The following is a 25,842-nucleotide window of genomic DNA, read 5'->3' on the forward strand; positions in this document are numbered from 1 at the left end:
GGTGTTATGAAGCAGGTAGGGGGCCGCGCAGCCCCGCGAACTGGTCGAATGCAAGGCGCGCCGACGCGTCGTAGCGGTGCTACGGCAAGGAGCCGCAACGCTGCAGGCGGCCCGTTCCCGGGGCTGCCCGCAGGGTTCATGCGAGAAGGGCGCCCCGCGGTGTCGCGTGCCGCTTGCAGTGCCCGCACTGCGGCGCATCCCGCTCCTGGCGGATGCATCCCTTCTCGCATGAACGCGACCCCCTGCCTGCTTCATAACACCCTCTACCGTACCAGCTGATTGATTTCAATGATCGGCATGAGCACCGCCAGCACGATCAGCAACACCACCACCCCCATGACCAGGATCAGCGCCGGCTCAAGCAGGCCGGCGATCGTCATCGCGCGCCGCTCCAGATCCTGTTCCTGCGCATTCGACGCGCGCTCCAGCATCGCCGGCAATTCCCCGGTCACTTCGCCGGCGCGTATCATGTGGATCAGCATTGGCGGAAAATGCTTGTGAGCCGACAGGGCGCGGGCCAGCCCCACGCCTTCGCGCACGCTGTTGGTCGCGTCTTCCACCTGCTCGCGCATGGCAACGTTCGACAAGGTGTCACGGCTGGTCTGCAGCGCACGCAGGATGGGCACGCCAGAGCCGGTTGTGATCGCCAGCGTGCTGGCAAAGCGCGAGGTATTCAGGCTGCGCTCGAACTTCCCATATAGCGGCGCGGTCAGCAGCCAGCTGTGCCAGCGGTACTTGATCTCGGGATTTTTCAGCGCCCTGTTCCATGCGAAAAACACGCCCGTCAGGATGATCAGGACGATCCAGCCATAGCTGCGCACGAAGTCCGAAATGGCCAGCATGATTACCGTCAGCAAAGGCAGTTTCTGCTTGGTATTGGCGAACACCGACACGATCTGCGGGACAACATAGGCCAGCAGGAAGATCACGATCGCAAATGCCACCACCGTCACGATGGCCGGATAAGTAAAGGCAAGCCGAACCTTTTGCACCAGCGAATTGCGCCGCTCGATATAGTCGGCCAGGCGCGACAGCACCCGGGCCAGCTGGCCGATCTGTTCGCCGGACGTAACCAGCGCCCGGTAAATGTCGGCGAAGTCTCGCGGATGGCGCGCCAGCGCATCCGACAGCGAGGAGCCGCCCATGACTTCCGCGCGGATCGATGCAATCAGGTCACGTACGTAAGGCCGCTCGGCCTGTTCCAGCAAGGCGGAAAACGCTTGTTCCAGCGGCAGGCTGGCTTCCAGCAGGCTGGCCAGCTGGCGTGTGAACAGGGCCAGCTCGGTGGTCGACAGACGGTCGCCGAAGGCACGCCTGCGCGCCTGGCCGAGTTCGTCGACCTGGGCGGCAATCGCTTCCACCGTGATCGGCACCAGGCCCTGCGTACGCAAGTCGGAGCGCGCGGCGCGCGCATTGTCGGCATTGACGACACCTTTCCGGGTGGCGCCAACGGCATCAACGGCTTCGTAGCGGAATGCTGGCACGGCGCTTCCTAGTCTTTAGTCACGCGCAGCAGTTCTTCCTGCGTGGTAACACCCGCAGCCAGCCAGCGCTCGCCGTCTTCACGCATGGTGCGCATGCCGTTGCGCTGCGCAGTAGTACGGATCTCGGCTTCGGGCGCCCGGTCATGGATCTGGGAGCGGATTTGATCGGTGGTGGTCAGCAGTTCGTACACCCCGACCCGCCCCTGATAGCCGGTATGGCCACACTTGTCGCAGCCGACCGCATGCCAGCGCTGGCCGTCGTTACGCTTGCACACCGGGCAGAGCTTGCGCACCAGACGTTGCGCCACCACGCCAAGCAGCGAGGACGACAACAGGAAAGGTTCAATGCCCATGTCGAGCAGGCGGGTGACCGCCGACGCCGAATCATTGGTATGCAGAGTGGCCAGCACCAGGTGACCGGTCAGCGAAGCCTGGACCGCGATCTGCGCGGTTTCCAGGTCGCGGATCTCGCCGATCATGATGATGTCCGGGTCCTGGCGCAGGATTGCGCGCAGTGCCTTGCCGAAGGTCATGTCGATGCGCGAATTGACCTGGGTCTGTCCCACGCCCTGCAGTTCGTATTCGATCGGGTCCTCCACCGTCAGGATATTGGTGGTGGGCGCATTCAGCTGCGACAGCGCCGCATACAGCGTGGTGGTCTTGCCGGAACCGGTCGGCCCGGTGACCAGCACGATGCCATGCGGCTGGCTGATCAGGTGATCGAATTCGCGCCGCACCTCTTCACTCATTCCAAGGTGCTGCAGATCGAGCCGGCCGGCTTCCTTGTCGAGCAGACGCAATACTGCGCGCTCGCCATGCCCGGTCGGCAGGGTGGAAACGCGCACGTCGACTGGCTTGCCGCCCACGCGCAAGGTGATGCGGCCGTCCTGCGGCAGGCGCTTCTCGGCGATGTCGAGCTGCGCCATGATCTTGATCCGCGAAATCAGCGAAGCATGGATCGCCTTCTTCGGCCGCACGATGTCGCGCAGGTTGCCGTCGACGCGAAAGCGCACCACCGATACCTGTTCGAAGGGTTCGATATGGATGTCGGATGCTTCCTCGCGCAGTGCCTGGGTCAGCAGTGCATTGATCATGCGGATCACCGGTGCATCGTCGGCCGACTCCAGCAAGTCTTCGACCGCCGGCATGTCGTTCATCAGCTTGGTGAGGTCGAGGTCGGATTCGAATTCATCGACCACTTGCGCCGCATCGCCGCCGGAGCCGGCATAGGCTTGGGCAATCGCCGCTTCAAGCTCTTCGCGCGGCATCGGTTTCAGTTTTACCCGGCCGAAGCGGCGGCTTACTTCCGCGATGGCCGTGGGTGCGGTGGCGTCGGATACCCAGACCTCCACCGCATTGTTGGCCGCCTCGCTGCGCCGCGCCAGCAGCGCGAAATCGCGCGCAAAGGCGTAAGGCAGGAGGCGGGCGTCGTTTACTACTGTACTCATGGTTATCTGCTTTGCTTCAATTCCGGATTCGTTTCCGGCGCAGCTGGCGCCGGGACCTGTTCGGGCGGAGATTCTGGTCCGGGCACGGTCGGCGTGTTTTCGGGGCCGATGATTTTCAGTACCTTGCCGCCCATGGGACGGCCGTCCTGCAGCGGCGGCAGCACTGGCGCAGTCTCATCCGAGAACAGCACATTGTGCTTCGGCTGGCTTTCGATTTCCACACCGCGGATATAGTCGTAGCGGTCAGCCACGACATCCATGCTCTGTTCATTAGTCCGAATGACGGTTGGCCGCAGGAAAACCATCAGATTGGTCTTCGTATGGTTGCGCGTCCGGTACTTGAACAGATTGCCAAGTACGGGAATGTCGCCGAGCCCCGGCACCTGTTCGGTGGTCGAGGTGTCGTTGTCTTCAATCAGGCCGCCCAACACAATGATTTGACCATCGTCAACCAAAACGTTCGATTCGATCGAACGCTTGTTGGTAATTATTCCCGCGGCATTCGTGGTATCACGGATGCTGGACGTTTCCTGATAAATGTTGAGCTTGATCGTGCCGCCCTCGGACACCTGCGGCCGCACGCGCAAGGACAGGCCGATATCCCTGCGCTCGATCGTCTGAAATGGATTGGTGCCCGCTGCCGACGTCGTGTATTGGCCGGTAATGAATGGCACGTTCTGGCCGACGATGATTCTTGCCTCTTCGTTATCGAGCGTGATCAGGTTCGGTATCGAGAGAATATTGGCGTTGTTGTTGGTTTCAAGCGCATGGGCGAGAGCGCCCAGGGTCAGCTGCCCATTGATCTGCCGGAATATGCCGATGTTCAAGCCATTGTTGGGCGGAAGAAGCGTATTGTTGGTGCGATTGGAAATTGCCTGTGCAATAAGGTTATTGCCGCCGGTAGAGAATGTGGTGCCGCCGCCCACCCGGTAGGCGCTGGTAGAGTCGCCGGACAAGCCGAGCCACTGGACGCCGAGTTCGGCTGCCTTCTCGGCCGACACTTCGACGATCAGCGATTCGACATACACCTGGACACGGCGCGCGTCGAGCTGGTCGATCACGTTGCGCAGGTTGCGATATACCGTCTCATTGGCCGTGATGATCAGGGAATTGGTTGCGGGATCAGCCTGAATGAATCCCCCGGCGCCGCCGGCCGGCAGCGCAACCGGCGACGAACCGGTGGAAGGATTCATCGGGGAACTGCCCAGCTGCGCCTGCTGCCCGGACGCAGTATTCGTGGTTTGCTGCTGCGTTTGCGAGGGTGTCGTCGTGGTCGTTGTCGTGGTTGGCGATGCCCCGGTATCGGATGCAACGACGGCACGCAGGGTCTGGGCCAGCCTGAGCGCATCTGCATTCTTCAGGTACACGACGTGCACGTTGCCGGGCAGCGACGTAGGCTGGTCGAGCTTGGCGATCAGCGACTTGGCAAGATTGGCACGTGCAACCGAGGGCGCGCGAATGATGACGGAATTGGTGCGCGGATCGGCCTGGACGCTGGTGCGTCCGGCCGCGCCGCCGGCAGCGGCCGGGCCGGTCGCTCCCCCGGGTTCCAGCAGACGGTTTGCCAGCACCGCAATGTCGGTGGCGATCGCATGCCGGAGCGGCACCATGTCCAAGTTGGTGTCGGCAGGTGAATCCAGGGAGGCAATGATCCGACCGAGGCGCTTCAGATTATCCGCATAATCCGTGATGACCAGGCTGTTGCTGCCCGGCTCGGCGCTGATCGTGTTGTTCGGGGAAATCAGGGGCCGCAGCACGCCAACCAGGTTGGCGGCTGTTTCATAATTCAGGTGGAATACCTGGGTGGCAATCTGGTCGCCGCGTACCGTGCCGGCGGTAATCGGACTGGCCTGCAGCTTTGCATCGGCCTCCGGCACCACCTTCGTGTAGCCAGCGCCCCTGACCAGCGCAAAGCCCTGAAGCCGCAGCGTCGAACTCAGCATCTGCAAGGCCTGAGCCTTGGTAACCGGACGCTCGGAAACCAGGTTGATCGTGCCCTTGACGCGCGGATCGATGATGAAGGTGGTATTGGTGTAATGCCCGACCGCCTTGATCACGGATTCAATATCGGCGCCGACAAAATTGAGCGTGGCCTGGTTGGAGGATGGATCCTGTGCATGGACAGGCTGCATGCCGGCGATGACGCAGCCCAGCAGCACACTTGCCCCCCAGCGGCGCCATCCCGCTCCTCCCTGTGATGTTTGATTTTTTTTCATTTGAATTCTAGAGCGATAACATCCTTGTTGCCTTCTTTCCGGCGCTGCCCAAGCAAATTGAGCAGATTCGCCAGCCTCTCTTCCTGCCCTGCCTGCGCTTCCGCCTTGCCTGAAAACCGGAGCCGGCCGTTCGTCAGCGTCCCCGCTCCGCTGAGCAGCATCGGTCCCTCTATCGTCTTCAGTGCCAGGTCGGCCCGCTCCCCTTTCCAGTCCATTATCATTTGGTAAGTCCCCAATGGTTTGATCGGAGACAGACGCGATGCAATGTCATTCATCTGCAAGGTCATGTTGCCGACCACACCAACGCTCTGGCCGCGCCGCGTCACCTGCAGCGGAGTCCACGACAGTCGCATCTGCCCGGACGGACGGACCGTGTTCAGCGGCGCTCCCAAGCCGGCCAGCCTTTCAGCCGGCAGCACCACCGCGGCCGGACTGACCTGCCACTGATACCAGCTGCCGGTGATCTTGACCGGCTGCGACAATGCAGTCGGGTTTTCCAGATCGAGGTCAACCTGCCCCAGCAGCACCATGGGCGACAGGCGCCATGCAAAACGTCCCGGCAGCAGGGGCGTAACCGGATCAGCGGCGCTCGGGGCACCTCCGATGAACGCCGAACCGCGCCACAGGCTGCCCTGCGCATCGCCCAGTGTCAGGCGGCCCCGGGTCTGGGCCTCCAGTGCGGCTGCCATCCAGGAAGCCGGACAGAACGCCAGGACGGTCAGCACCACGACGACAAGCGCCGCCAGCACCCAGATTACGGCGCGACGCACATCAACTCCATGCTCATTGCGACTGTTCGCTGCGCTGCTGGCGCAAGCTTAACGTGGCATTTACCGTGTCGGCTTGCGCTAGCGCATCAATGTTGGCGTCAAGCACTGTCAGCCGCGCTGATTTCTGCATTTCCTCCAGCCAGCCCACTAAGCCGGCAAACGATACCGAGCTTAGTTGTATTTTGGCAAGCTCGCCCGTGACCAGCACGCTTTGCGCCTTCAAGCCATTGCGCGCCAGGGAAGCATCAAGGCTTTCCCGGGTGATGGGCGGGACTGGTGCCGCTGCCTTGCCTGACAGGGCTGAAGCTTCCTGGGCCATGGCCCGGATTTCCGCAGATTGCTGGCGCATTGCCGGCAGCTTCTTTTCCAGATCCTTGCGGCCACTGAGTGCCGGGTCTATCAGCAGTACGTAAAACAGCCCTACCACGACCACCACCATGGCGACCAGCAGCAGGTTGCGCTCGCGGCGGTTGCGCTCGCTCCAGAAGGTCGAGAAGGATTGCTTCAGGCCGCTGAATGAATTCACTGCTTTCATTTGGCGCTCCGGATCTGCCAGACGCCCGCGCTCGGTTCCGTCAGGCTCAGGTTGCGGGCGGCAAGCGCAGTGCGCATGCGGTCCGCCGATACATTGCTGCCGGGCTTGAGTTTCACGGTCAAGGCCCGTTCATGATATTCCAGGCCGCTGATCGCCTGGCTGCCCTGCCCCATTGCGGCCCAGGCATCGCCGAAGGCGGCCGCCAGCGCGATGAAATCGTCCGGTGCGATTTGTCCGGATTCGCGCTGCGCGGCGCTGATTTTCTGGCGCATCTGAGCCAGCGGATCGACGACCACCTTGTCTTTCGGAAAGGCTGTCCGGTAGGTCTGCATCATGCCCGCGCGCAGCGCGTCGGCTTCGCGCCTCATGCGCCACCAGTCGATATTCAGGCCGAGCGCATTGATCAACAGCAGCGCCGCCACGAGCGCAATCGGCCAGCGCCACGGGCGCCAGTTCATCTGCGGTCCGGCGGCCATGCCCAATCCCGACATCAGGTCGAGCGACAGCTTGTCCGCACCGGCGATCCAGCGCGTCCACACGTCCGCCGCCAGCGTCACCCGGTCGGCGCAGGCCGGCACTCCCTCGATCGCGTCTCGATAGGCGCGCTCGCGCGCCTGCGGCACGTAAAGGCTGATTTCCCCCTGGGGCACGACTGCGCACAGCGTCTGCACCGCCTCGAAGGCGACCAGTTCATGCTGATCGGCGGCGATCGGCAAGCCCAGGCCTTCCTGCTCCCCGAGGCGGACGGTGAGGTCAGCCTCGACATCATGTTCAGCCACCGCAGCGCTCGTCACACCGCCCTGATATGGCAGGCACAGCTGGGCCGGCACGGCGGCGATACGGCGCGCACCGAGAGCGACAAGGGTCTTCGACAGCAATTCCAGCCATGCCCGCTGCACCACGGCGACGGTGCGCAAGCCATCCACTGCATCGCCGGCAACGAACACGCATTCGGCCGGGTCGCTCATGATCTGGTCTTCGACCAGATTGGGCAGCGCGGCCTTCAGGCGGGCACCGGTCAGCGGCGGCACCTTGGTGCGCAGCAGAGTGACATCGCTGGCGGCCAGCAGCAGCACGACGCGACGCGCGCGCGCCACGATATCCCGCAGATCCGGCAAGGCGGCCACCGCTTCGCGCTCGATCCTGCCACCGTCGGACACCAAAGCGAACTCGCAATACAGCGGCATGCCTGGCTGCAGGTTGTCGGCAGCGGCGCTGGAGGGTAGGCGTAAGTACAGTGTGCTCAAGGCTTCTCTTTGTTGGTTTTCAGCTTTCTCGAATCCATACGATGCGGGTATTGACGCCATCGCGCTGGATCAGGGTCTGCATTTCCATCGCTGCACGGTTCAGGCGCACATTGCCGTTGACGAGGAAGAAACTGGTCCTCACATCGATCTGTGCCCCGGATGATGGCAAATTTTTTCCCGGCAAACGCTGTGCAAAATCATTGGTGCTTGAAAAATAGGTACGCTCCCGGCTCGCCACCAGGGCGGCCGCTTCCGAGAGCGTCAGGCCCTCGATCCGTGCCGCCAGCACTTCCGCCGGCGCAGTGTTCACATTCACCGGCGTCACGCGCGGCAGCACCACCAGGAAATCCCTCACCTTGGCCAGTGCTTCCGCCGTGAAGCCGGGCACTGCCAGCAAGTCATCCACATATACGATGTTCAGCGGCTGGGGCGAGCCTCCCGTCCCCGCGCCACCGTTGACGGTCGCGCTCGCCTGGGCCGAGGCCATCAGTTCGGCCGTGGCCTGCGCCAGCGACGGATTCAGCTGCGCCTGGTTCAGCAAACGCGCGAACGCGGCGACTTCCGCATCGTTGATCTTGCCATTCTGACACAGGTTCGTCAGGTTATAACGCGACTGCGCATCGACAATGCTGCCGGAAATCGCTGCATCCGGGACATCGGTCTCGGCACGCCCGTTTTCCACATACTGGTCGAGTCGGGTTTCAGCCAGCGACACTGCCCAGGGCTCGCCGAGGTAATCCACGTTCGAATAGCGCGCGTCTTCACGCAGGATCAGGCGCGTCCAGTCGAGCGCACCGCGCAGGATCCACTGTTTCTGCAGTTGCAGACGCTGGTTTTCGATGGAGCGCACCTGCACCTGCTGCTGCCAGAACAGGCTGGCGACGATAGTGACTGCCAGGGTCGTCAGCAGCAGCGCGGTGATGATCGCCACGCCCCGCTCCCTGGATAGCATGCACCTCTTCATGCCGCCCCCAGCAGGAACACCTTCACCATGCCGGCGCTGCGGCCATTGAGCAGAAGCGTCACTTCCAGGCCCGTAGTGTTGCCAACAATCGGAATGGCTGCATTGGCGGCGCCCGCATTCGCCGCGGCTGCCGCGTTCGCTGCCTGCTCCGTGCCGCCGGCGCCGGTGCGCCAGCCCTTTCCGTCATCCACCCATGAACGTATCGCCATGTCGGCCACGCCTGTCTGCAGCGCCACCGGCTGGGCGGTATCGCGATCCCCGGCCACGGCAGACCATGCATCGTCGAGCTCCTTCAGGTCGCGCGTGGCAATCGATTCGCGCCGCGTCAGCACGCCATCGCGCAAGCGATATGCCACCACCTGCAGCCGTGATGGCTGATTGTCGGCGAACACGGTGCGCACCAGCGTCAGGCTGCCCGCCTGCGCTGTCAGGAGCGGCCGGTTGCCGACGACCGCAGTAGTCGCGATATTGGCGCAATCGCTCTGCATCTGGGCGAAGGCAAGCTGCAGCCCGCGCGTCTGCTCCAGGTCTTCATTGAGCGCGACACGAGCACGCACGATGCTGTCCAGGCCGCGCCAGCCGAGCACCGCCACGATCGCCAGCACGGTGATCGCCACCAGCAATTCCACCAGAGTGAAGCCGCGCGTCCTGTTCATGGTCGTCAACTATTGATTGGGCACGACCTGGGTCAGCTTGATGATGCGCCGATCCGGATACTGCGCGTCGTACACGCTCACTTCCACCCGGCGGAAGAAGGGATTGGGCGTCGCCAGCACCTCTTCTTCGCACACCAGCGCAAGGTCGCCTTGCGGGCAGTCGAAACCGACGCTTGCCGAAAGCCGGCCATTCATGGGCCAGGCGGATCTGGGCCAGACGGTTTTCAGCCGACCAGGTCGCCATCATCGATCCGCGCAAGCCGCTGCTGTTCTGCGTCAGGCTGCCGATCGCGCGAAGACTCGCGCCAAGCGCAGTGCCGACGATCACCAGCGCCACCAGCACTTCGAGCAGGGTGAAACCCTTTGCCCTGCGGTGCGGTGCCGCTCTGGAAACCGGGTGCCGGGAACGGGGCCGCATCTCATTCCACCACAAAATGCCCGATACCGTCGGCACGAATGGCAACCTGCACATCGCCGGAGGAAAGGGTCAGGACGAAAGGCTTGTCGACCGGCTCGCGCCCGAACACCAGACGCATGGGATCGTTTTGTACCGCCACCGGAGGCTCAATCGACAGGGCCACCGGCGCCTGCTTGAACTCTCTTTCATGCAGCAAGTCATCGCCGCCGAGCGTCTGCCAGGTATCGCCGTTGCGAACCAGGAAGCGGTAAGTAGTGCCATCCGCCTCGAAGGCGATCGGCCGGTTGCGCACGATCGCTTCGTCGCGCGCCAGCTGCAGCAGCAGCGCGATCCGTTGCGCCTCGTTCTGCAAGGCCTGGCGCGCATCCGGCATGGCGTTGAATGACACGACGCCGAGCATGATGCCGGCGATTACCAGCACCACCAGCAATTCAAGCAGGGTGAATCCGCGCGCGGCGAAATGACGACGGCTGCGCGCCTTGATAGCAAAGGATGGCTGGATTACTGGTCCCATGAACCGATATCGGCATCCACGCCGGTTCCACCGGGCTGGCCGTCCGCACCGAAGGAAAACACATCAACTTCGCCTTTGACACCAGGCGACATGTATTGGTAAGGATTCCCCCACGGGTCATTCGGCAACTTGTCGACATAGCCCCCGGTTTTCCAGTTGGGCGCGGCCGGTCCGTTGGTCGGCTTGCTGATCAGCGCCTGCAAGCCTTGTTCCGTGGTCGGATAGCGCTGGTTGTCGAGCTTGTAAAGCTTGAGTGCCTGCATCAGCGTGGAGATGTCCTGGCGTGCCGCGGTAATGCGCGCGTCGTCAGTACGCCCCATCAGCTTGGGAACGACCAGTGCTGCCAGAATGCCCATGATGACCACGACCACCATGATTTCAATCAGGGTAAAACCGCGTTGCATTTTTCGGGCAGGCCAAGGACGAGTGCGAATGGGAGAAGCTTTATGCATAAGGATTTTCTTGGGATATTTACAAAAGAAGTGAAACAGTCGGAGTATATGCTGAAGCGGCGGCATTAATATGTTTTTGTCAAGCCCGCCACTCGCTTGGCCGATGCGTGGCCATCATGAATTGACCCCGGGCGCACGAAAAAGTGCCTGCAATATAGTTGATTCCAATAATCTTTCTTGGCAGCTGCAGAGGCATCGCTGTTTTCTTGGCTGATTTTTCAAGAAAGTCTCCTGATTAATTGTCCAAGGGGCAAAAAAAGGCGGCTTATCTGCCTGGCATCGGTTCCATCTCACAAGGGTGCTGCTTCTTGTCACGTGTCGGCTTACTATGCAGCAACAGCTTTATTGCCATATTGACTTTGCACAATCTTCTTGCCATGCCACAAAGTATGCGAGGCATTACTGGCAAAAAAGCTAGTCATTCCACGCGTTTGTCTTGCTTCTCAAGGGAAGGGGTGAAACGGCTTGAGCCGCTCTGGCTTCAAGGAACCAATCCAGCCGGGATGCACTCTGCGCAACTATCAGCTGCCCGCCCGAAGGAGCCTGCCCATGTCCCTGCACCATGTCACATCCGGCGAAGTATTTACCTTTCACCCACTGAAGGAAACGCTGGAAGAAACGATCTCCCACGCCTTGTTCAAGTCTTCCTCGCTCGAAGTGATACGCATGGTGCTACGCCAGGGCAGGTCGGTGCCGGAACATCATGTGGGCGGTGAACTCACCATGCAATGTCTGGAAGGCGCGGTGCAGCTGACCGCGCACGGCAGAACACAGACACTGCATGCAGGGGAAATGCTCTACCTAGAAGGCAGCGTCCCCTACTCGCTACAGGCAGTGGAAAACTGTTCGCTGCTGCTGACCATCGTACTAAAGCGCGATGACTGAATGCTGATGGCCAAGCCGGCCGTCACAGAATCAGCACGGCCCGGAAGTCATTCACATTGGTACGGGTGGGACCGGTGGTGACCAGGTCGCCGAGGGCCTGGAAGAAGCCGTAGCCGTCATTGTTCTCGAGCAAGGCGCGCGCTTGCAGGTTTTGGCTGACGGCACGGGCAAGCGCATCGGGCGTGCAAATCGCGCCGGCATTGTCCTCGGAGCCATCGATACCATCGGTGTCGCAAGCCAGGGCGTACACACCGGGGCAGCCATCCAGGGCCACCGCCAGGCTCAGCAAGAATTCCGCGTTGCGCCCGCCGCGTCCCTGTCCGCGCACCGTGACCGTGGTTTCACCCCCGGACAAGAGCACGCAGGGCTTGGCCATCGGTTGGTTGCGCCTGGCAATCTGGCGGGCAATGGCGGCATGCACTTGCCCCACATCGCGCGCTTCGCCTTCGATATCATCAGACAGGATGTAAGGCGTGATGCCTGCCGCCCGCGCCCGCGCTGCAGCGGCTTCCAGCGCATCCTGGGCGTTGGCAATGACTTGGTAGCGATCGCTGGCAAAACGGGCATCGCCGGGTTTCGGCGTTTCCCCGGCCCCCGATTCCAAGTGCCGGCGCACATTGTCAGGCACGTCCAGGCCATACTTGCGCATGATCGCCAGAGCATCGGCGCAGGTAGTGGGATCGGGCAGGGTCGGGCCGCTGGCTATGATGCCCGGGTCGTCGCCTGGCACATCGGAAATCAGCAAGGTCACGACTTGCGCCGGAGCGCATGCCAAGCCCAGGCGCCCGCCCTTGATGGCGGATAAATGCTTGCGCACGCAATTCATTTCGGAAATTGTGGCGCCGCTTTTGAGCAAAGCTTTGTTGATCGCCTGCTTCTGCTCGAGGGTGATGCCGGGCGCGGGCAAGGCAAGCAAGGCCGAGCCGCCGCCGGAGATCAGGCACAGCACCAGGTCATGTTCGGTCAAGCCCTGCACCATGTCCAGCATGCGTGCCGCCGCTTGCCGTCCCGCTTCATCCGGCACCGGGTGCGCTGCTTCCACCACTTCAATGCGCCGGCAATCCGCGCCATGGCCGTAGCGCGTTACCACCAGCCCCGAGAGCTCGCCCTGCCAATAGTCTTCCACCACTTTGGCCATGGCCGCTGCCCCCTTGCCCGCGCCTATGACCAGGGTGCGGCCCTTGGCTGGCGGCGCCGGTAAATGGGGCGGCAGGCATTTCTCGGCGCTGACGGCCGCGACGGCACTACCATACAAATCGAGCAAGAATTGGCGGGGATCGGAGAGCGACATGGTTTGTTTTCCTGTTCAGGCCGCTTCCTCGCGCGGGTCGCGCGACAGCAGCTGCGTCACCATTTCCCTTGGCGAGTCGCCGTCGAACAGGACGCCTGCCACGGCATTGGTAATGGGCATTTCGATGCCATGCTGTTGCGCCAGCGCACGCACCGCCTGAGCGCAGCGCACGCCTTCGGCGACATGACCGAGTTCGGCGACGATGGCATTGAGTTTTTTTCCCTGGGCCAGACCGAGGCCAACCTGACGATTGCGCGACAAGTCGCCGGTACAGGTCAGGATGAGGTCGCCGACACCGGTCAGGCCCATGAAAGTTTCGGATCGACCACCAAGCGCCACGCCGAGTCGCGTGATTTCGGCCAAGCCGCGCGTGATCAGCGCGGCGCGCGCATTCAGCCCGAGCCCCATGCCATCAACCACACCGGTCGCGATCGCAAGAATGTTCTTTACGGCACCGCCGACTTCGACGCCAATCAGGTCATCGGACGAATAGACGCGGATATTGCGCCCATGGGCCGCCTGCACCACCCGGTCGCGCAGAGCGGCCGTTCCGGATGCCACAGTCAATGCACAAGGCAGGCCGCGCGCGACTTCCTGCGCGAACGAGGGTCCGGACAAGGCGCCATGGGGAATGCTATCGCCCAACACCTCGCGCACCATCTGATGCGGCAGCAGCCGGGTGTCCTGCTCAAAGCCTTTGCACAGCCAGATGAGGTTCGGGATGGGGCGTTCCTTCAGCCGCTGCACGAGCGGGCGCAATCCTGCCACAGCAGTGGCCGCAATCAGGAGCGCAGGGCCATCATTGACATGCGCGATCGCAGCCTCGAAATCCGCAGTCACGCGCAATCCCTCTGGCAGCTTGAAGCCCGGCAGGTAGGCGCGATTTTCGCGCTGCTGCTCCGCCTCGCGCATGGCTTCCTCATCCCGCCCCCAGAGGACGATCTGATGCCGGTCGGCCAGCGCAATTGCCAGCGCAGTGCCCCAGGCACCTGCGCCGAGGACGCCGATCTTCATGGGACTGATCGCGAGATTTTCTTGCATGGGAAACGGCAGCCTTATTCGCCCCAGATCTCGGCCGCCTTCACGAAGCCGGCCTGGCCATCACGATGCCGGACCCTGATCCAGCTGGAGGCGACCGGATCGGCCAGTTCGAGCAGCACGCCCTTGTCGGCGGTAAAGACGAGGGGTGCATTATCATCCGCCGCAGTCCGCACCTTGGCGCTTGCCGCGCTGACGATCACGCTGCGCCTGGGGGACAGCATTTTCGATTCAATCCAGGACAGGTCGCCGGAGGCATCGCGCACCTTGGTCCAGGCGCCGTAGGTCAGCACCACTTCAACCGGCATGCCGCGTGGGGCGATGAATACCTTGCGCCCTTTTTCGGTAGGCGCATCGTACAGCACGGCCGGGGCCGCCCCTACCGACCTGAATTCGGTGGCATGCGCCACGCCGCACGCAGCAAAGACCAAGGCAAGGAAAGCGATTGGGCGCGCAAATTTCATTCGAGACCTTTGGCGATGTTCTTCAGGTGATTAGGCGAAGACGTGGGCGGAACCCGGCCGACACGTCAGGCAAGCCGGCCGGGGCAAATCCGCCAGGCGGAATTCAGTGCTTGGCTGCGGTACCGTCGGGCATCACAATGCCGGAGCCGCCTTGCTGTTGCTGCTGCTCGGCCAGTGCCTGCAGGCGCTGCTGGTAGAAAGCCTCGAAATTGATCTCCGCCAGGTGCACCGGCGGAAAGCCCGCGCGGGTAATCGCATCGGCCAGGTTGGCGCGCAGGTAGGGATATACGATATTCGGGCAGCCGATGCCCAGCAGGGGATCAAGCTGCGCTTCAGGAATGTTGCGTGCCTCGAAAATTCCAGCCTGCTTGCCTTCAACCAGGAAGGCAATCTTGTCCTTGATCTTCGCGGTCACGGTGATCGTGACGGTGGATTCGAAAACCCCGTCAGCCAGCGCTTCCGCGCCAACGTCAACCGCTACTTCGATATTGGGAGCTTCCTGCTCGAGGAAGATGGCCGGGGAATTCGGCTGCTCCAGCGACAAATCCTTCAGGTAGACGCGCTGGATCTGGAATACGGGTTGCTGGTTCTGGTCGGACATCAAGAGCTTTCAGTAGGATTGACGAAGGACGGCGGTGCGCCGCCCGCGTGGAGGACCTTGCCTGCCGCGCTTACGCGCCTTTCAGCAGAGGATCCAGTTTACCGCTGTGATCGAGGGCGCTCAAGTCGTCGAAGCCGCCCACATGGGTGTCGCCAATGTAAATCTGCGGGACGGTACGGCGGCCGGTTTTCTGCATCATCTCGGCGCGCTGTTCAGGATCAAGATCGATCCGGATTTTCTCGATGTGTTCGACACCCTTGGCTTTCAACAGGCGCTCCGCCATCATGCAATAGGGGCAAACGCCAGTGCTGTACATCAATACTCGTGCAGTCATGCTGATGCCTCCATTATTTCGCCAACGGCAAGCCCTGCCCTTGCCATGCATTGAGGCCGCCTTGCAGGCCGACCACTTGATTGAAACCAGCCTTCTTGAGCTGCGATGCCGCCTTGCCCGAATTGGTGCCGGACTGGCAGACGACGATGACCGTCTTCGACTTGAACTTGTCGAGTTCGGAAATTCTGCCAGGCAATTCCTTGAGAGGGATATTCTTTGCGTCACGCATATGACCGGCAGCAAACTGAGCCGGATCGCGCACGTCTAGAATGAGCGCCTTTCCCTGATTAATAAGTTGGGTGGCTTGCAATGAGGTGAGATTGTTGCCGCGTCGCTGCACGTTCGGCCACAGCAATGCGCCGCCGGAGATGGCTGCAATGGCAATGAGCCAGATATTGTCGATGATGAATTTCACTTGAATTTCGCGTGGTTGAAATGGTTAAGGGTCCATTAATAGACCCTAAGCAATCCCGCCATTATAAAATAGAAGGCGAAGCACGATTGCAGCTGCCATTCCGGCCCTGAAAAATTTCCTCCAACATTTCCCGTTTCAACCATGTACAAAATCGTTTTGATGCGCCACGGCGAATCCACGTGGAATCTCGACAACCGCTTTACCGGCTGGACCGATGTCGATCTGACTGAAAAAGGCATGGCCGAAGCCCGGCAGGCAGGCAAGATCCTGAAGGAAGCCGGATTCATGTTCGACCTGTGCTACACCTCGGTGCTCAAGCGCGCAATCCGCACCTTGTGGCTGACGCTCGACGAGATGGACCTGATGTGGCTGCCCGTCGTTCACAGCTGGCGCCTGAACGAACGCCACTACGGCGCCCTGCAAGGCTTGAACAAGGCGGAAACCGCCGCCAAGTACGGCGACGAGCAGGTTCTGGTCTGGCGCCGCAGCTATGACACCCCACCCAATCCGCTGGAAGAAAACGATCCGCGCACCTCATTCAACGACCCGCGCTATGCGAAGCTGAAAAGGGAGGAAATTCCGCTTACCGAATGCCTCAAGGACACCGTGGCGCGCGTGATGCCAGTCTGGAATGAATCGATCGCGCCGGCGATCCGTGCAGGCAAGCGCATCATCATTTCGGCGCACGGCAACAGCCTGCGCGCCCTGATCAAGAGTCTGGACGGCATCAGCGATGAAGACATCGTGGGCCTGAACATTCCCAACGGGCAGCCGCTGGTGTACGAACTGGATGCGGACCTGAAGCCGATCAAGAAATATTACCTGGGCGATCAGGCAGCCATCGAGGCGGCCATGAAAGCGGTGGCGAACCAGGGGAAATCGAAGTAATACGTCCGTTCATGCAGCCCGGCGGTCATTCGAAGCGCGTCCCGGCAAGGTCGCGGCACCCCGCTCGCTGGCGCGGGCTGGGTGTGGCCGGGATGGCGCTGGCGCTCGCACTTGCCTTGCCATCCGCCCAGAGCGCCAAGCTCTCGGAACGCTCCAGGCAAAAGCGGGACGCCGAAGCCGAACGTGCCGAACTGCAGCAAAAGCTGAATGCGCTCAAGCGCGACATCAACCGTACGGAAACCGCAAAAGGCCATGCTGCCGATGCACTGGCGGAATCGGAAGCGGCGATATCGGATGCCAATCGTGCACTGCGCGACCTGGCCGACGAGCAGCGCCGGACCGAGGCAAAACTGAGCAGGCTGTCCCGCGAACAGGAACGCCTCGCCAGACTGGTGGAAGCACAGCGCGGGCAACTGGGGCGGCTGCTGCGGGAGCAATACGCCGCCGGCAACGAGGACAGGATGAAGCTGCTGCTGTCCGGCGACAATCCGAACCGCATCAACCGGGAGCTGCAATACCTCGGTTATGCATCGCAAGCCCAGGCCAAGCTGATCGGTTCGCTGCGCACCAACCTGCAATCGATCGAGGCCAACAAGGCCGATGTTCAGGGCGCTCGGGATGAATTGTCGGAAATCGCGCAGGAACAGCGCGAGCAAAAGGCACAGCTGGAAAAGGAAAAGGCCCGGCGCACCGTCCTGCTGTCCCAGTTGTCGAACAAGCTCTCGGAACAGCGCAGGCAGGCGGGCAACATCGAGCGCGACCAGCATCGGCTGGGCGCCCTGGTCGAGCGGCTGAACCGCTTGATCGAAGAGCAACAGAAGGCCGAGGCGGCGGCCCGGGAAAAGCGCCGACAGGAGCAACTGGCCCGCATGCGGGAAAAGGCACGGGAGCAGGAAAGCGCCACCCGGCGGGATACACCGGCCGTGGCCAAGAATCCCAATCCGGATGCGATCGACGATGATGAACCACCGGCAAGAGCCTTGGCGCGGAATGAACTCGTGCCGGAGGCCAGCGTCAAAAACGCACGACCGTTCAAGGCGCTGCGCGGCCATTTGCACCTGCCGGTGCAAGGCGAATTGATTGCAAAATACGGCAGCAAGCGCGGCGATGCACCCAGCTGGAAAGGTTTGTTCATCCGCGCACAGGAAGGCGCGGAAGTGAAAGCCGTGGCAAGCGGGCGGGTCATCTTCGCCGACTGGCTGCGCGGCTTCGGCAATCTCATCATCGTCGATCATGGCGATCAATACATGACGATTTATGGTAATAATCAAGCCGTTCTGAAACAGGCTGGCGATACTGTCAAGACAGGCGATATCATTGCCAGTGCCGGCAACAGCGGCGGCAGCGAGCAATCGGGTTTATACTTCGAAATGCGGCATCAGGGCCGCGCATTCGACCCCTTGGACTGGGTAACTATTAGGTGACACATGGGCAGCAAACTCAAGAATTTCGGCCTCATCGGCTTGGGCGTGATCGCTGGCATCGCCGGTTCGATGCAATTCGAAGCGAACGCACAAAAAAGCACTGCCAACCTGCCGGTAGATGAACTGCGGCAGCTGGCTGACGTGTTCGGCCTGATCAAGTCCGACTATGTCGAGCCGGTAGAAGATAAGAAGCTGCTCACCGAGGCCATCTCCGGCATGGTGGCATCGCTCGATCCGCATTCCGCCTACCTGGACAAGAAGGCATTCAAGGAACTGCGCGAGGGTACGCAGGGCCGCTTCGTCGGCCTCGGCATCGAGGTCGGAATGGAGGACGGTTACGTCAAGGTGATCTCGCCGATCGAGGACTCGCCGGCCTACAAGGCGGGCCTGAAGGCAGGTGACCTGATCACCCGGCTCGACTCGACGCCGGTCAAGGGCATGACTCTGGACGAGGCGGTCAAGCGCATGCGCGGCGAGCCGAATACCAAGATCACGCTGACCGTCGCCCGCAAGGAAGAAGACAAGCCCCTGATCTTCACGATCGTGCGCCAGGAAATCCGCGTGCAGAGCGTGAAGGCGAAGATGGTCGAGCCAGGCTATGCCTGGCTGCGCGTATCGCAATTCCAGGAGCCGACGGTGGACGATCTGGCGAAGAAACTCACCGCCCTGTACTCTCAGGAGCCGAACATCAAGGGCATCGTGCTGGATCTGCGCAATGACCCGGGCGGCGTGCTGCCGGGAGCGATCGGCGTCTCCGCCGCCTTCCTGCCGAAGGATGTGCCGGTAGTATCGACCAACGGCCAGTTGCCCGATTCGAAAGCCACCTTCTATGCGCGCCGCGAGTTCTATACCTCCTCGCGCGCCGCGACCAGCGATCCGCTGGCAAAACTGCCGGAAGCGGTGAAGAAGGTGCCGATGGTAGTGCTGGTCAATACCGGTTCCGCCTCTGCCTCCGAAATCGTGGCGGGCGCCCTGCAGGATTACAAGCGCGCCACCATCATGGGCAGCCAGACTTTCGGCAAGGGCTCGGTGCAGACGATCCGCCAGCTGACCGCCGATACCGCAGTCAAGCTGACCACTGCGCGCTATTACACGCCGAACGGCCGCTCGATTCAGGCCAAGGGCATCGTGCCTGACCTGATGGTCGACGAGACCGCGGAGGGCGACGGCCTGAACGGTCTGCGCCTGCGCGAAGCCGACTTGCAGAAGCATTTGTCGAACGACAAGGACAAGGATGAAGTCAAGGGCAAGGTGGATGAGCTCGAGGAAGAGCAGCGCCTGGCGGCCCTGGAGAAAAAGCGCAAGCCCTTGGAATTCGGCAGCAAGGATGACTTCCAGCTGGCACAAGCGCTCAATCATCTGAAGGGCTTGCCGGTCCAGTTGTCCAAGTCGAAAGTGGTCGAAAGCAAGAAAGAGACGACCATCAACGACGAAGACAAGGACAAGAAACACAACGACAAGAAATAAGCGCAACCAGCCATGAACAAGGCCGCAGCGATGCGGCCTTTTCTTTTGTGCGCCACTACAATAGGCGATGACCGAACAGCCATTCCAGCGAACTGCCATCTTGGAACCAACCATGAACGACAATCAGCTCCTGCGCTACTCGCGGCACATCCTGCTCGATGAAATCGGCATCGAAGGCCAGCAGAGGCTGCTGGATGCGCATGCCCTGGTGATCGGCGCCGGTGGACTTGGCTCGCCCGCAGCGTATTACCTTGCCTCGGGTGGCATCGGCACCATCACCCTGGTGGATAATGACACGGTGGACCTGACCAACCTCCAGCGCCAGATCTTGCATACCACCGAACGCATCGGCCAGCCGAAGGCGCAATCGGGCAAGCAGACGCTCGCGCAAATCAATCCCGAGGTCAATGTCGTCGCACTGGCCGAACGCGTCGACGATGAACGCTTGAGCGAACTCGTGCGGCAAGCCAGTGTGGTACTGGATTGCACCGACAATTTCGCCACGCGTCATGCCATCAATCGCGCCTGCATGGCGCATCGCGTGCCTCTGGTCTCCGGTGCGGCGATCCGCTTCGACGGCCAGATTTCGGTGTTCGATCCGCGGCGTGACGACGCACCTTGCTATGCCTGCCTGTTTCCGCCCGATCAGCAGTTCGAGGAAGTGCTGTGTTCGACCATGGGCGTGTTTGCGCCGCTGGTGGGCATCATCGGCACCATGCAGGCGGCCGAGGCGTTGAAGCTGGTTGCGGGAATCGGCGAGTCGCTGGCCGGACGCCTCTTGCTGCTGGATGCGCGCAGCATGGAATGGACCAGCATTAGGATTGCGCGCAACAGTGACTGCCTGGTGTGCGGCAGCCATTCTGCGCATGACCGATAGCGCGGCGGGCACTGGATGAGCGGGATCGCCCTTGCGCTTCACGCTTTATTCTCGCTGCAAACAATTCACCGCGTATTTCACTAGTCGGAAAACCGTCCACCTCCCGCCCTCCTTTCAAGCCGCGGACTGACGCTGCCTGATTCTTTGGAAGCCTTTCCCGCAATAGCCGGAACATTCTGATGGCTCCAGCATCGAAGTTTCTTACTTGGATATTAACGAGGGCAACATGGACGCAACCTGGATCGTTTCAGCAAATGCAAGTCGGGCAAGATTCTTTTCTCAGGAGCACGCATCGGATTCGTTGGAAGAATTCAACGACATGATCAACGACCCCTCGCGTCTGCGCATGCTCGAAAACACCGAGTCGGACAAGAGAGGCCCGACGTCCGGCACGAAAAGCATACACAACACCGGGGGGGCGACACCGAACAAACTGTATGAACCGCCGCAGACACCGGACAAGCATTCGGCGGAATTGTTTGCCCGAGACATCGCCAGCTACCTGCTGCAGGAGTATCAGCAAGGCCGATTCCAGCAACTCTCGCTTGTCGTATCCCCGCAATTCCTGGGCATGTTGCGTAAACTGCTTGACCCCAGGCTGGAGTCCGTCGTGAAGCTGGAGATCAATAAAGACTACACGCATTTCAACGCCGCACAGTTATGGGAGCAGATCCAGGCGCAAAAGGCGTAGGAGCATCGCTGATCACTGCGCGCTTGGTCGGGTAATCGCGTTCATGCCTTGCCAGTTCGGGCCACGGCTGTTTTGCGCGGGTCCCGTTCAAGGAGCATGCGGCCTGACATCAGCCATTCAGCACCGCTTTCCATTCGTAATTTGTTCATGCTGCGCGAGCGAAGATACCGCTTCCGCAAGGACCGGAGTCCCGCTCTGCAGCATGCACCGTCATCCATGGCGGAACGACGCGTGGATGCCTTGAATTTCAGTTGCCGTGTCGCGGATCCGGGCAGGCGAATGTTTCGGCCGCCCCGCTGCTGTCCATCCTGTCGCCCGGGGCCGGATCGGCCTTCGGGGAAGTGACGTCGTCATCGACCGCAGTCGCGCCGCTGGAGGTGCTGGTAAGCGCCCGGTATCTGGCATACGCGGCAAAGTGCCGCAGTTCCGTCAAGCTCTGTCTTGTCAGTTGTTCCTCTTCGCCGCTCGTCGTATCAGACGAAGCAATTCGCGATGATTGACTTGCAGAGGCATTCGCCCCATTCGCACCAGTCGAAGCCTCCACGTATTTCTGCTTGCCGGTCTTTTTCGTGACACATCCATCGTCGCAAGCTTCGGCTGGAATGATCGCGACCGCCATGCCTATCAAACCGAGAACGCCTGCCAGGATTTTTTTGATGATCATGTAATCTCCCCTTGGGCGTGATTATTCGTCTTTGCCAAAAACTCATTTTTGGCCTCTATCAAGCGCCGATTGCACACCCATCCGCAGCGATTTGGCATGAATCAAGCAAGAAGCAAAAGGGCTTGCCGTCTCCAATTTGCATTCTCGTACGACACAGATTCGCTTCATTGGAACCAAGGCAATTGGATGCCATGCAGGGGAATGGATTGCGCGGCAACGCCAGTGTCTTTCCGTCGCCACAGCGGCAAGAAGAAAACGCCGAGCTGGTGAACAGCGTGTTTTTCCCCGGTGCTACAATCGTTCGGCGATTTTCCGCTTGACCACTCTTTCCGAATGCCTGTCGCCGACCTTGCCAAGCTGGTCTTACTTTCTGCCATCTGGGGCGGCTCATTCATTTTCCTGCGCATCATCGTTCCGGAACTCGGCCCGCTCCTGACGGCGATCCTGCGCACGGCATTGGCCGGCAGTGCCCTGCTCGTTTTTGCCCGATGCTTCGGCACCCCATTGAACTGGCGGCGCAACCTGAAGGCTTATGTGCTCGTCGGCCTCTTTGCCGGCGTCCTACCTTTCACCTGCTTTTCCTTTGCGGCATTGCATTTGCCGGCGGCGCATTCCGCCGTATTGAATGCCACCACGCCCTTGTTCGGCGCACTGTTCTCGATCATCTGGCTGGCGGAGAAACTGACTTTGCGCAAACTGGCCGGGCTGTTGCTGGGCGTGACCGGCGTTGCCATTCTGGTCGGAGCCGGCGCCCTGCCGCTGTCCATCACGGTGCTGATTTCCATCGCAGCCTGCCTGTGCGCCGCTGCCAGTTATGCGCTGTCCACCATCGTGGTGAAGAAGACCGGGCATCCGAATGGCGTGCATCCGATCGCAATGGCTACCGGTTCCCTGGTGGCCGGCGGCATGCTGATGGTGCCGGCCATTCCGTTTTCGCTGCCGCCCGCCATGCCTTCCATGACGGCGCTGGCCTGCATGCTGACGCTGGCCCTGCTGTCGTCCGCGCTGGCACAGGCGCTTTTCATCCCCCTGATCGTGAAGATCGGGCCGACACGCGCCATGTCGGTATCGTTTCTGATCCCGCTCTTCAGCATGCTGTGGGCTGCGATTTTCCTGCACGAGTCAGTGCGGCCATCCACACTGGGGGGCGGTGCCATCGTGCTGATGGCGATGGGCCTGGTGCTGCCGGCAGCGCATCCAGAGCAGGAAGAGACCGTCGTCATGGAAGCCTGAGGGCTGCCACAGGCGCCGCGCAGCTGCTCGCATGCCGATGTCCGGTTGCGGCCAGCGCCATTCCGGCGCCTGCCTTATCCTTGCAATTCCTTCATTTGTGGAATGAACATGCGTAACGCCGACCTTGCCCGCCTGCTGCTGCTCGCCGCCATCTGGGGCGGCTCCTTCCTGTTCATGCGCATCCTTGCCCCCGTGCTGGGCGTGCTCTGGACGGCGGAACTGCGCGTCGCCATTGCTGGCATCGCGATGCTTGCATTCATGGGCGCGACCAGGCGCCCGATGAAGTTCGCCGCGAACTGGAAACAATACTTGGTGCTCGGCACGCTGAATTCCGCGCTGCCCTTCGCCCTGTACTCCTATGCAGCGCTCACCCTGCCCGCGGGGTATTCGGCGATCCTGAATGCGACCAGTCCACTCTGGGGCGCGCTGGTCGGCGCCGCCGTGCTCGGAGAACAACTGACGATGCGCAAGCTCGCCGGACTCGCGACCGGCATCATCGGCGTGACTTTCTTGGTGCGCCTCGGCCCGGCCGCGTTCACGCAGCAAGTCCTGGTGGCCGCGCTCGCCTGCGTTGCAGCCGCGCTCTGCTACGGTATTGCCGGCGCCTATTCGAAAAAGGCATTGGCCGGCATCACGCCACCAATGATGGCAACCGGCTCGCAGCTCGCCGCAGCCTTCTTCATCCTTCCCTTCCTGCCGCTGGCACCGATGCGCGGCGAAGTGACTGGCTTCATCATCCTGATCGAGTTCGCTCTGGCCCTGCTGTGCAGCGCGGTCGCCTACTTCATCTATTTCCGCCTGATCGCCGACCTCGGACCGACCAAGGCGCTCACCGTGACTTTCCTGACGCCGCTGTTTGCATTGGTGTGGGGAGCATTGTTCCTGCATGAATCTATCGATCTGAACACCCTGATCGGCTGCGCGCTCGTGATCGTGGCGACCTGGCTGGTGGCATTTCCACCGAAGACGGGCGCTGCCACGGCGGTGCCCGACTAGCCCCAGACAATGGTGGCGGCGAGGACGCCGCGCAAGGCGTTGCAGACGAGCACCTGTTCCGCTGCCCGCAAATCATCCAGGGTCAAACGCCGCTCCTCCGCCTGCCATCCCGGATCGGCCAGCAGCACCGCACGCATCACGCCTGGCAGCACGCCGGCTGACAAGGGCGGCGTGTACCAGCGACCTCGCAGCTTCACGAACAGATTGCTGCGACCACCCTCGGTCAGTTCGCCATCGGCATTGCAGAACAGCTGATCAAAGGCGCCCTGCGCTTCCGCTTCGCGCCAGGCTGCATCATAGTTGGCGCGCACGGTCGTCTTGTGGCGCAGGAACAGGTCGCCGGCATCGGTGGGCTCTTGTGCCAGCAACAGCCGCACCGGGCCAGCCAGTGGCGCCAGCGGCGCGCTTTGCATCGTGCATGTGCCATCCTGCTTGAGCGACAGACGCAGGCGGAATGGCTTCGTCAGTGAAAGTGCAGCGCAATGCTGCTGAAGCCGTTCGCGAATTTGCGCTTCGTCACAGGCAAAGCCGAAATACGCGGCGGAAGCGCGCAGGCGCTGCAGATGCAGTTCGAGATGGCGGCAACCATTCTCGCGCGTCGCATGCATGGTTTCGAACAATTCGAATTCGGCCGGCAGGCCGGTCAGGAATCCTGCCTTGAGCTGGCATTCCGCATATTCGGCAACGGCATTGCTGTCATGGACGATGCCGGCGCCCACGCCCATCTCTCCTTTGCGCACGCCGCCATTTCCGGGAGGCTGCAGCGCCAGCGTGCGGATCGGCACCGACAGGCAGAAAGCGCCAAGACTTTCTCCGGACCGCGGCGCATCGAACCAGCCGAGCGCGCCGGTATAGATGCCACGGGCATCGGGCTCCAGTTCGCGAATGATCTGCATGGTGCGATGCTTGGGCGCGCCGGTGATCGAGCCGCAGGGATACAGTGCCGAGAAGACTTCCGCGAGGCTGGTGCCCTGACGCAGCCCGGCTTGCACCGTCGACGTCATCTGCAGCACGCTGCTGTAGCGGTCGACCCTGAACAGCTGCGGCACCTGCACCGCCCCCGGCATGGCAATGCGCCCGAGGTCATTGCGCAGCAGATCGACGATCATCAGGTTTTCCGCGCGGTTTTTCGGATCGGCGGCAAGCTCGGCGGCGCGCTGCGCATCGACCTGCGCATCGCCGCTGGCAGCGGCCGTGCCTTTCATCGGGCATGCGCTCGCCGTGCCGCCTTCATGCCGCACGAACAGCTCGGGCGAAAACGACAGGACCGCGCCGCCATCGGGAAGCGCGATCAGCGCGCCATACGGCACCGGCTGGCGCAGCCGCAGCCGTTGGTACAGCGCCCAGACGTCGCCATAGGCATCGAAGCGCAGGCGGTAGGTGCAGTTGACCTGATAAGTGTCACCCGCTTCGATATAGGCATGAATGCGTTCAATCGCGGCATGGAAGTCGGCTTCGCTGATACTGGCCTGTACATCCGCTATGCCGGCTGGCTGCGTTGATTGCACGTGCGTGCCAAGCCAGGATGACACTTCAGCCGCGGAAAACGTGTCCATGCGCTCGAACAACAGTACCTGTGCGAGCGGCCCGCACGCGATGCGCGGTGCAATTCCCTGCATTGCCGCGCCGAGTTCATAGCTGAACAGACCCACTGCATGCCGGCCATGCTGCAATGCCTGTTGCATCTGGTCCAGCATCGTCGGCAGCCCGGATGCCTCGTCGCAGGCGAGCATGCCGACATAGCCGGTGTACAGGCGCGAGCGCGGATTGGCGCTGTCGGCATGGGCATCATCGAGCAGCGCGAAGCAATCGACAGTTGATTCGGGCGAAGGATTCAAGCGGATTCGGGAGTCAGGTGTTGTCATTCACC

At 61.7% G+C, this 25,842-nt stretch carries 26 protein-coding genes and 1 pseudogene; 8 read left to right on the forward strand and 19 right to left on the reverse strand.

Features of this window, described 5'->3' with window-relative positions; genetic code table 11:
• Window positions 1-263 precede the first annotated feature (263 nt).
• The 11 genes and pseudogenes from gspF to gspG form a co-directional block, all read right to left on the reverse strand.
• Window positions 264-1,484 carry a type II secretion system inner membrane protein GspF gene (gene gspF, locus HGHM_RS13705; RefSeq protein WP_019142112.1) on the reverse strand — a complete coding sequence of 407 codons (1,221 nt, stop codon included), beginning with the start codon at window positions 1,482-1,484 and terminating at the stop codon, window positions 264-266.
• Between the two features lie 8 nt (window positions 1,485-1,492).
• Window positions 1,493-2,932: a type II secretion system ATPase GspE gene (gspE, locus tag HGHM_RS13710; protein ID WP_019142113.1), complete on the reverse strand. Its 1,440-nt coding sequence runs from the start codon at window positions 2,930-2,932 to the stop codon at window positions 1,493-1,495.
• 2 nt (window positions 2,933-2,934) lie between these two features.
• Window positions 2,935-5,148, reverse strand: a complete 2,214-nt coding sequence (gene gspD / locus HGHM_RS13715) for a type II secretion system secretin GspD (RefSeq protein WP_019142114.1) — start codon at window positions 5,146-5,148, stop codon at window positions 2,935-2,937.
• Window positions 5,145-5,918: a type II secretion system protein N gene (locus HGHM_RS13720; RefSeq protein WP_019142115.1), complete on the reverse strand. Its 774-nt coding sequence runs from the start codon at window positions 5,916-5,918 to the stop codon at window positions 5,145-5,147. Before HGHM_RS13720 ends, gspD begins: the two co-directional genes overlap by 4 nt.
• A 13-nt stretch (window positions 5,919-5,931) precedes the next feature.
• Window positions 5,932-6,453 carry a type II secretion system protein GspM gene (gspM, locus tag HGHM_RS13725; protein ID WP_019142116.1) on the reverse strand — a complete coding sequence of 174 codons (522 nt, stop codon included), beginning with the start codon at window positions 6,451-6,453 and terminating at the stop codon, window positions 5,932-5,934.
• On the reverse strand, window positions 6,450-7,700 hold the full coding sequence (gene gspL, locus HGHM_RS13730) for a type II secretion system protein GspL (protein WP_026076026.1): 1,251 nt from the start codon (window positions 7,698-7,700) through the stop codon (window positions 6,450-6,452). Before gspL ends, gspM begins: the two co-directional genes overlap by 4 nt.
• Before the next feature lie 19 nt (window positions 7,701-7,719).
• The gene (gene gspK, locus HGHM_RS13735) at window positions 7,720-8,652 is read right to left on the reverse strand and encodes a type II secretion system minor pseudopilin GspK (protein ID WP_019142118.1); all 933 of its coding nucleotides are present in this window, start codon (window positions 8,650-8,652) and stop codon (window positions 7,720-7,722) included.
• 8 nt (window positions 8,653-8,660) lie between these two features.
• On the reverse strand, window positions 8,661-9,320 hold the full coding sequence (locus HGHM_RS13740; protein WP_019142119.1) for a PulJ/GspJ family protein: 660 nt from the start codon (window positions 9,318-9,320) through the stop codon (window positions 8,661-8,663).
• Window positions 9,321-9,329: 9 nt separating this feature from the next.
• Window positions 9,330-9,738 (reverse strand): annotated as a pseudogene (gene gspI / locus HGHM_RS21315) (type II secretion system minor pseudopilin GspI).
• A 1-nt stretch (window position 9,739) separates the two neighbouring features.
• Entirely contained in the window at window positions 9,740-10,252 is a 513-nt protein-coding gene (locus HGHM_RS13750; RefSeq protein ID WP_019142121.1) for a GspH/FimT family pseudopilin, read from the reverse strand.
• Window positions 10,240-10,704, reverse strand: coding sequence for a type II secretion system major pseudopilin GspG (gspG, locus tag HGHM_RS13755; protein WP_034348528.1), 465 nt, complete (start codon window positions 10,702-10,704; stop codon window positions 10,240-10,242). The genes HGHM_RS13750 and gspG overlap by 13 nt, the downstream gene beginning before the upstream one ends.
• A gap of 549 nt (window positions 10,705-11,253) precedes the next feature.
• Here gspG and HGHM_RS13760 point away from each other — a divergent pair.
• Window positions 11,254-11,589 carry a cupin domain-containing protein gene (locus HGHM_RS13760; RefSeq protein ID WP_019142123.1) on the forward strand — a complete coding sequence of 112 codons (336 nt, stop codon included), beginning with the start codon at window positions 11,254-11,256 and terminating at the stop codon, window positions 11,587-11,589.
• A 22-nt stretch (window positions 11,590-11,611) separates the two neighbouring features.
• Here HGHM_RS13760 and HGHM_RS13765 read toward each other — a convergent pair whose 3' ends face one another.
• The 6 genes from HGHM_RS13765 to HGHM_RS13790 all read right to left on the reverse strand — a co-directional run bounded on the left by HGHM_RS13765 (window position 11,612) and on the right by HGHM_RS13790 (window position 15,732).
• Window positions 11,612-12,880 (reverse strand): glycerate kinase type-2 family protein, encoded by a 1,269-nt coding sequence (locus tag HGHM_RS13765; RefSeq protein ID WP_019142124.1) that lies wholly within the window; start codon window positions 12,878-12,880, stop codon window positions 11,612-11,614.
• A gap of 15 nt (window positions 12,881-12,895) precedes the next feature.
• Complete coding sequence (locus tag HGHM_RS13770) at window positions 12,896-13,894, reverse strand: NAD(P)H-dependent glycerol-3-phosphate dehydrogenase (protein ID WP_019142125.1); 999 nt, start codon at window positions 13,892-13,894, stop codon at window positions 12,896-12,898.
• A gap of 41 nt (window positions 13,895-13,935) precedes the next feature.
• Entirely contained in the window at window positions 13,936-14,382 is a 447-nt protein-coding gene (locus HGHM_RS13775) for an SH3 domain-containing protein (RefSeq protein ID WP_019142126.1), read from the reverse strand.
• Window positions 14,383-14,485: 103 nt separating this feature from the next.
• Complete coding sequence (gene secB / locus HGHM_RS13780) at window positions 14,486-14,983, reverse strand: protein-export chaperone SecB (protein ID WP_019142127.1); 498 nt, start codon at window positions 14,981-14,983, stop codon at window positions 14,486-14,488.
• Window positions 14,984-15,053: 70 nt separating this feature from the next.
• Window positions 15,054-15,317 carry a glutaredoxin 3 gene (gene grxC, locus HGHM_RS13785; RefSeq protein WP_026076031.1) on the reverse strand — a complete coding sequence of 88 codons (264 nt, stop codon included), beginning with the start codon at window positions 15,315-15,317 and terminating at the stop codon, window positions 15,054-15,056.
• Window positions 15,318-15,330: 13 nt separating this feature from the next.
• Window positions 15,331-15,732, reverse strand: coding sequence for a rhodanese-like domain-containing protein (locus HGHM_RS13790; protein WP_019142129.1), 402 nt, complete (start codon window positions 15,730-15,732; stop codon window positions 15,331-15,333).
• Between the two features lie 141 nt (window positions 15,733-15,873).
• Between HGHM_RS13790 and gpmA the strand changes: the two genes are divergently transcribed.
• From gpmA to HGHM_RS13815, 5 genes are all read left to right on the forward strand, one after another.
• Complete coding sequence (gene gpmA, locus HGHM_RS13795) at window positions 15,874-16,620, forward strand: 2,3-diphosphoglycerate-dependent phosphoglycerate mutase (protein WP_019142130.1); 747 nt, start codon at window positions 15,874-15,876, stop codon at window positions 16,618-16,620.
• Window positions 16,621-16,712: 92 nt separating this feature from the next.
• On the forward strand, window positions 16,713-18,044 hold the full coding sequence (locus tag HGHM_RS13800) for a murein hydrolase activator EnvC family protein (protein ID WP_019142131.1): 1,332 nt from the start codon (window positions 16,713-16,715) through the stop codon (window positions 18,042-18,044).
• A gap of 3 nt (window positions 18,045-18,047) precedes the next feature.
• On the forward strand, window positions 18,048-19,511 hold the full coding sequence (locus HGHM_RS13805) for a S41 family peptidase (RefSeq protein WP_019142132.1): 1,464 nt from the start codon (window positions 18,048-18,050) through the stop codon (window positions 19,509-19,511).
• 112 nt (window positions 19,512-19,623) lie between these two features.
• Window positions 19,624-20,388, forward strand: a complete 765-nt coding sequence (locus HGHM_RS13810) for a HesA/MoeB/ThiF family protein (protein WP_034349052.1) — start codon at window positions 19,624-19,626, stop codon at window positions 20,386-20,388.
• Between the two features lie 226 nt (window positions 20,389-20,614).
• Complete coding sequence (locus HGHM_RS13815) at window positions 20,615-21,079, forward strand: host attachment protein (protein ID WP_019142134.1); 465 nt, start codon at window positions 20,615-20,617, stop codon at window positions 21,077-21,079.
• A gap of 247 nt (window positions 21,080-21,326) precedes the next feature.
• On the opposite strand, the gene HGHM_RS13820 is transcribed toward HGHM_RS13815, so the two are convergent.
• Window positions 21,327-21,743 carry a hypothetical protein gene (locus HGHM_RS13820; RefSeq protein WP_019142135.1) on the reverse strand — a complete coding sequence of 139 codons (417 nt, stop codon included), beginning with the start codon at window positions 21,741-21,743 and terminating at the stop codon, window positions 21,327-21,329.
• A 333-nt stretch (window positions 21,744-22,076) separates the two neighbouring features.
• Here HGHM_RS13820 and HGHM_RS13825 point away from each other — a divergent pair, with 333 nt between their 5' ends.
• Together HGHM_RS13825 and HGHM_RS13830 are read left to right on the forward strand one after the other, a co-directional pair.
• Window positions 22,077-22,976, forward strand: a complete 900-nt coding sequence (locus HGHM_RS13825; RefSeq protein ID WP_019142136.1) for a DMT family transporter — start codon at window positions 22,077-22,079, stop codon at window positions 22,974-22,976.
• A 108-nt stretch (window positions 22,977-23,084) separates the two neighbouring features.
• The gene (locus tag HGHM_RS13830) at window positions 23,085-23,972 is read left to right on the forward strand and encodes a DMT family transporter (protein WP_034349056.1); all 888 of its coding nucleotides are present in this window, start codon (window positions 23,085-23,087) and stop codon (window positions 23,970-23,972) included.
• Here HGHM_RS13830 and pabB read toward each other — a convergent pair.
• On the reverse strand, window positions 23,969-25,837 hold the full coding sequence (gene pabB / locus HGHM_RS13835; protein ID WP_051155298.1) for an aminodeoxychorismate synthase component I: 1,869 nt from the start codon (window positions 25,835-25,837) through the stop codon (window positions 23,969-23,971). The two genes, HGHM_RS13830 and pabB, sit on opposite strands and share 4 nt — an antisense overlap.
• Window positions 25,838-25,842 lie beyond the last annotated feature (5 nt).

It is taken from the genome of Noviherbaspirillum massiliense JC206, assembly GCF_000312045.1.
Taxonomy (GTDB): domain Bacteria; phylum Pseudomonadota; class Gammaproteobacteria; order Burkholderiales; family Burkholderiaceae_D; genus Noviherbaspirillum; species Noviherbaspirillum massiliense.

Coding starts and splice junctions, on each gene's coding strand:
- HGHM_RS13815 (WP_019142134.1), top strand. CDS start 20,615: ATGGACGCAACCTGGATCGTTTCAGCAAATGCAAGTCGGGCAAGATTC.
- gspE (WP_019142113.1), bottom strand. CDS start 2,932: ATGAGTACAGTAGTAAACGACGCCCGCCTCCTGCCTTACGCCTTTGCG.
- gspM (WP_019142116.1), bottom strand. CDS start 6,453: ATGAAAGCAGTGAATTCATTCAGCGGCCTGAAGCAATCCTTCTCGACC.
- HGHM_RS13775 (WP_019142126.1), bottom strand. CDS start 14,382: ATGAAATTTGCGCGCCCAATCGCTTTCCTTGCCTTGGTCTTTGCTGCG.
- HGHM_RS13810 (WP_034349052.1), top strand. CDS start 19,624: ATGAACGACAATCAGCTCCTGCGCTACTCGCGGCACATCCTGCTCGAT.
- gspG (WP_034348528.1), bottom strand. CDS start 10,704: ATGCATAAAGCTTCTCCCATTCGCACTCGTCCTTGGCCTGCCCGAAAA.
- HGHM_RS13800 (WP_019142131.1), top strand. CDS start 16,713: ATGGCGCTGGCGCTCGCACTTGCCTTGCCATCCGCCCAGAGCGCCAAG.
- HGHM_RS13770 (WP_019142125.1), bottom strand. CDS start 13,894: ATGAAGATCGGCGTCCTCGGCGCAGGTGCCTGGGGCACTGCGCTGGCA.
- HGHM_RS13805 (WP_019142132.1), top strand. CDS start 18,048: ATGGGCAGCAAACTCAAGAATTTCGGCCTCATCGGCTTGGGCGTGATC.
- HGHM_RS13830 (WP_034349056.1), top strand. CDS start 23,085: ATGCGTAACGCCGACCTTGCCCGCCTGCTGCTGCTCGCCGCCATCTGG.
- grxC (WP_026076031.1), bottom strand. CDS start 15,317: ATGACTGCACGAGTATTGATGTACAGCACTGGCGTTTGCCCCTATTGC.
- HGHM_RS13750 (WP_019142121.1), bottom strand. CDS start 10,252: ATGGGACCAGTAATCCAGCCATCCTTTGCTATCAAGGCGCGCAGCCGT.
- gspD (WP_019142114.1), bottom strand. CDS start 5,148: ATGAAAAAAAATCAAACATCACAGGGAGGAGCGGGATGGCGCCGCTGG.
- HGHM_RS13765 (WP_019142124.1), bottom strand. CDS start 12,880: ATGTCGCTCTCCGATCCCCGCCAATTCTTGCTCGATTTGTATGGTAGT.
- HGHM_RS13740 (WP_019142119.1), bottom strand. CDS start 9,320: ATGAACAGGACGCGCGGCTTCACTCTGGTGGAATTGCTGGTGGCGATC.
- secB (WP_019142127.1), bottom strand. CDS start 14,983: ATGTCCGACCAGAACCAGCAACCCGTATTCCAGATCCAGCGCGTCTAC.
- HGHM_RS13825 (WP_019142136.1), top strand. CDS start 22,077: ATGCCTGTCGCCGACCTTGCCAAGCTGGTCTTACTTTCTGCCATCTGG.
- pabB (WP_051155298.1), bottom strand. CDS start 25,837: ATGACAACACCTGACTCCCGAATCCGCTTGAATCCTTCGCCCGAATCA.
- HGHM_RS13820 (WP_019142135.1), bottom strand. CDS start 21,743: ATGATCATCAAAAAAATCCTGGCAGGCGTTCTCGGTTTGATAGGCATG.
- gspK (WP_019142118.1), bottom strand. CDS start 8,652: ATGCTATCCAGGGAGCGGGGCGTGGCGATCATCACCGCGCTGCTGCTG.
- HGHM_RS13760 (WP_019142123.1), top strand. CDS start 11,254: ATGTCCCTGCACCATGTCACATCCGGCGAAGTATTTACCTTTCACCCA.
- gpmA (WP_019142130.1), top strand. CDS start 15,874: ATGTACAAAATCGTTTTGATGCGCCACGGCGAATCCACGTGGAATCTC.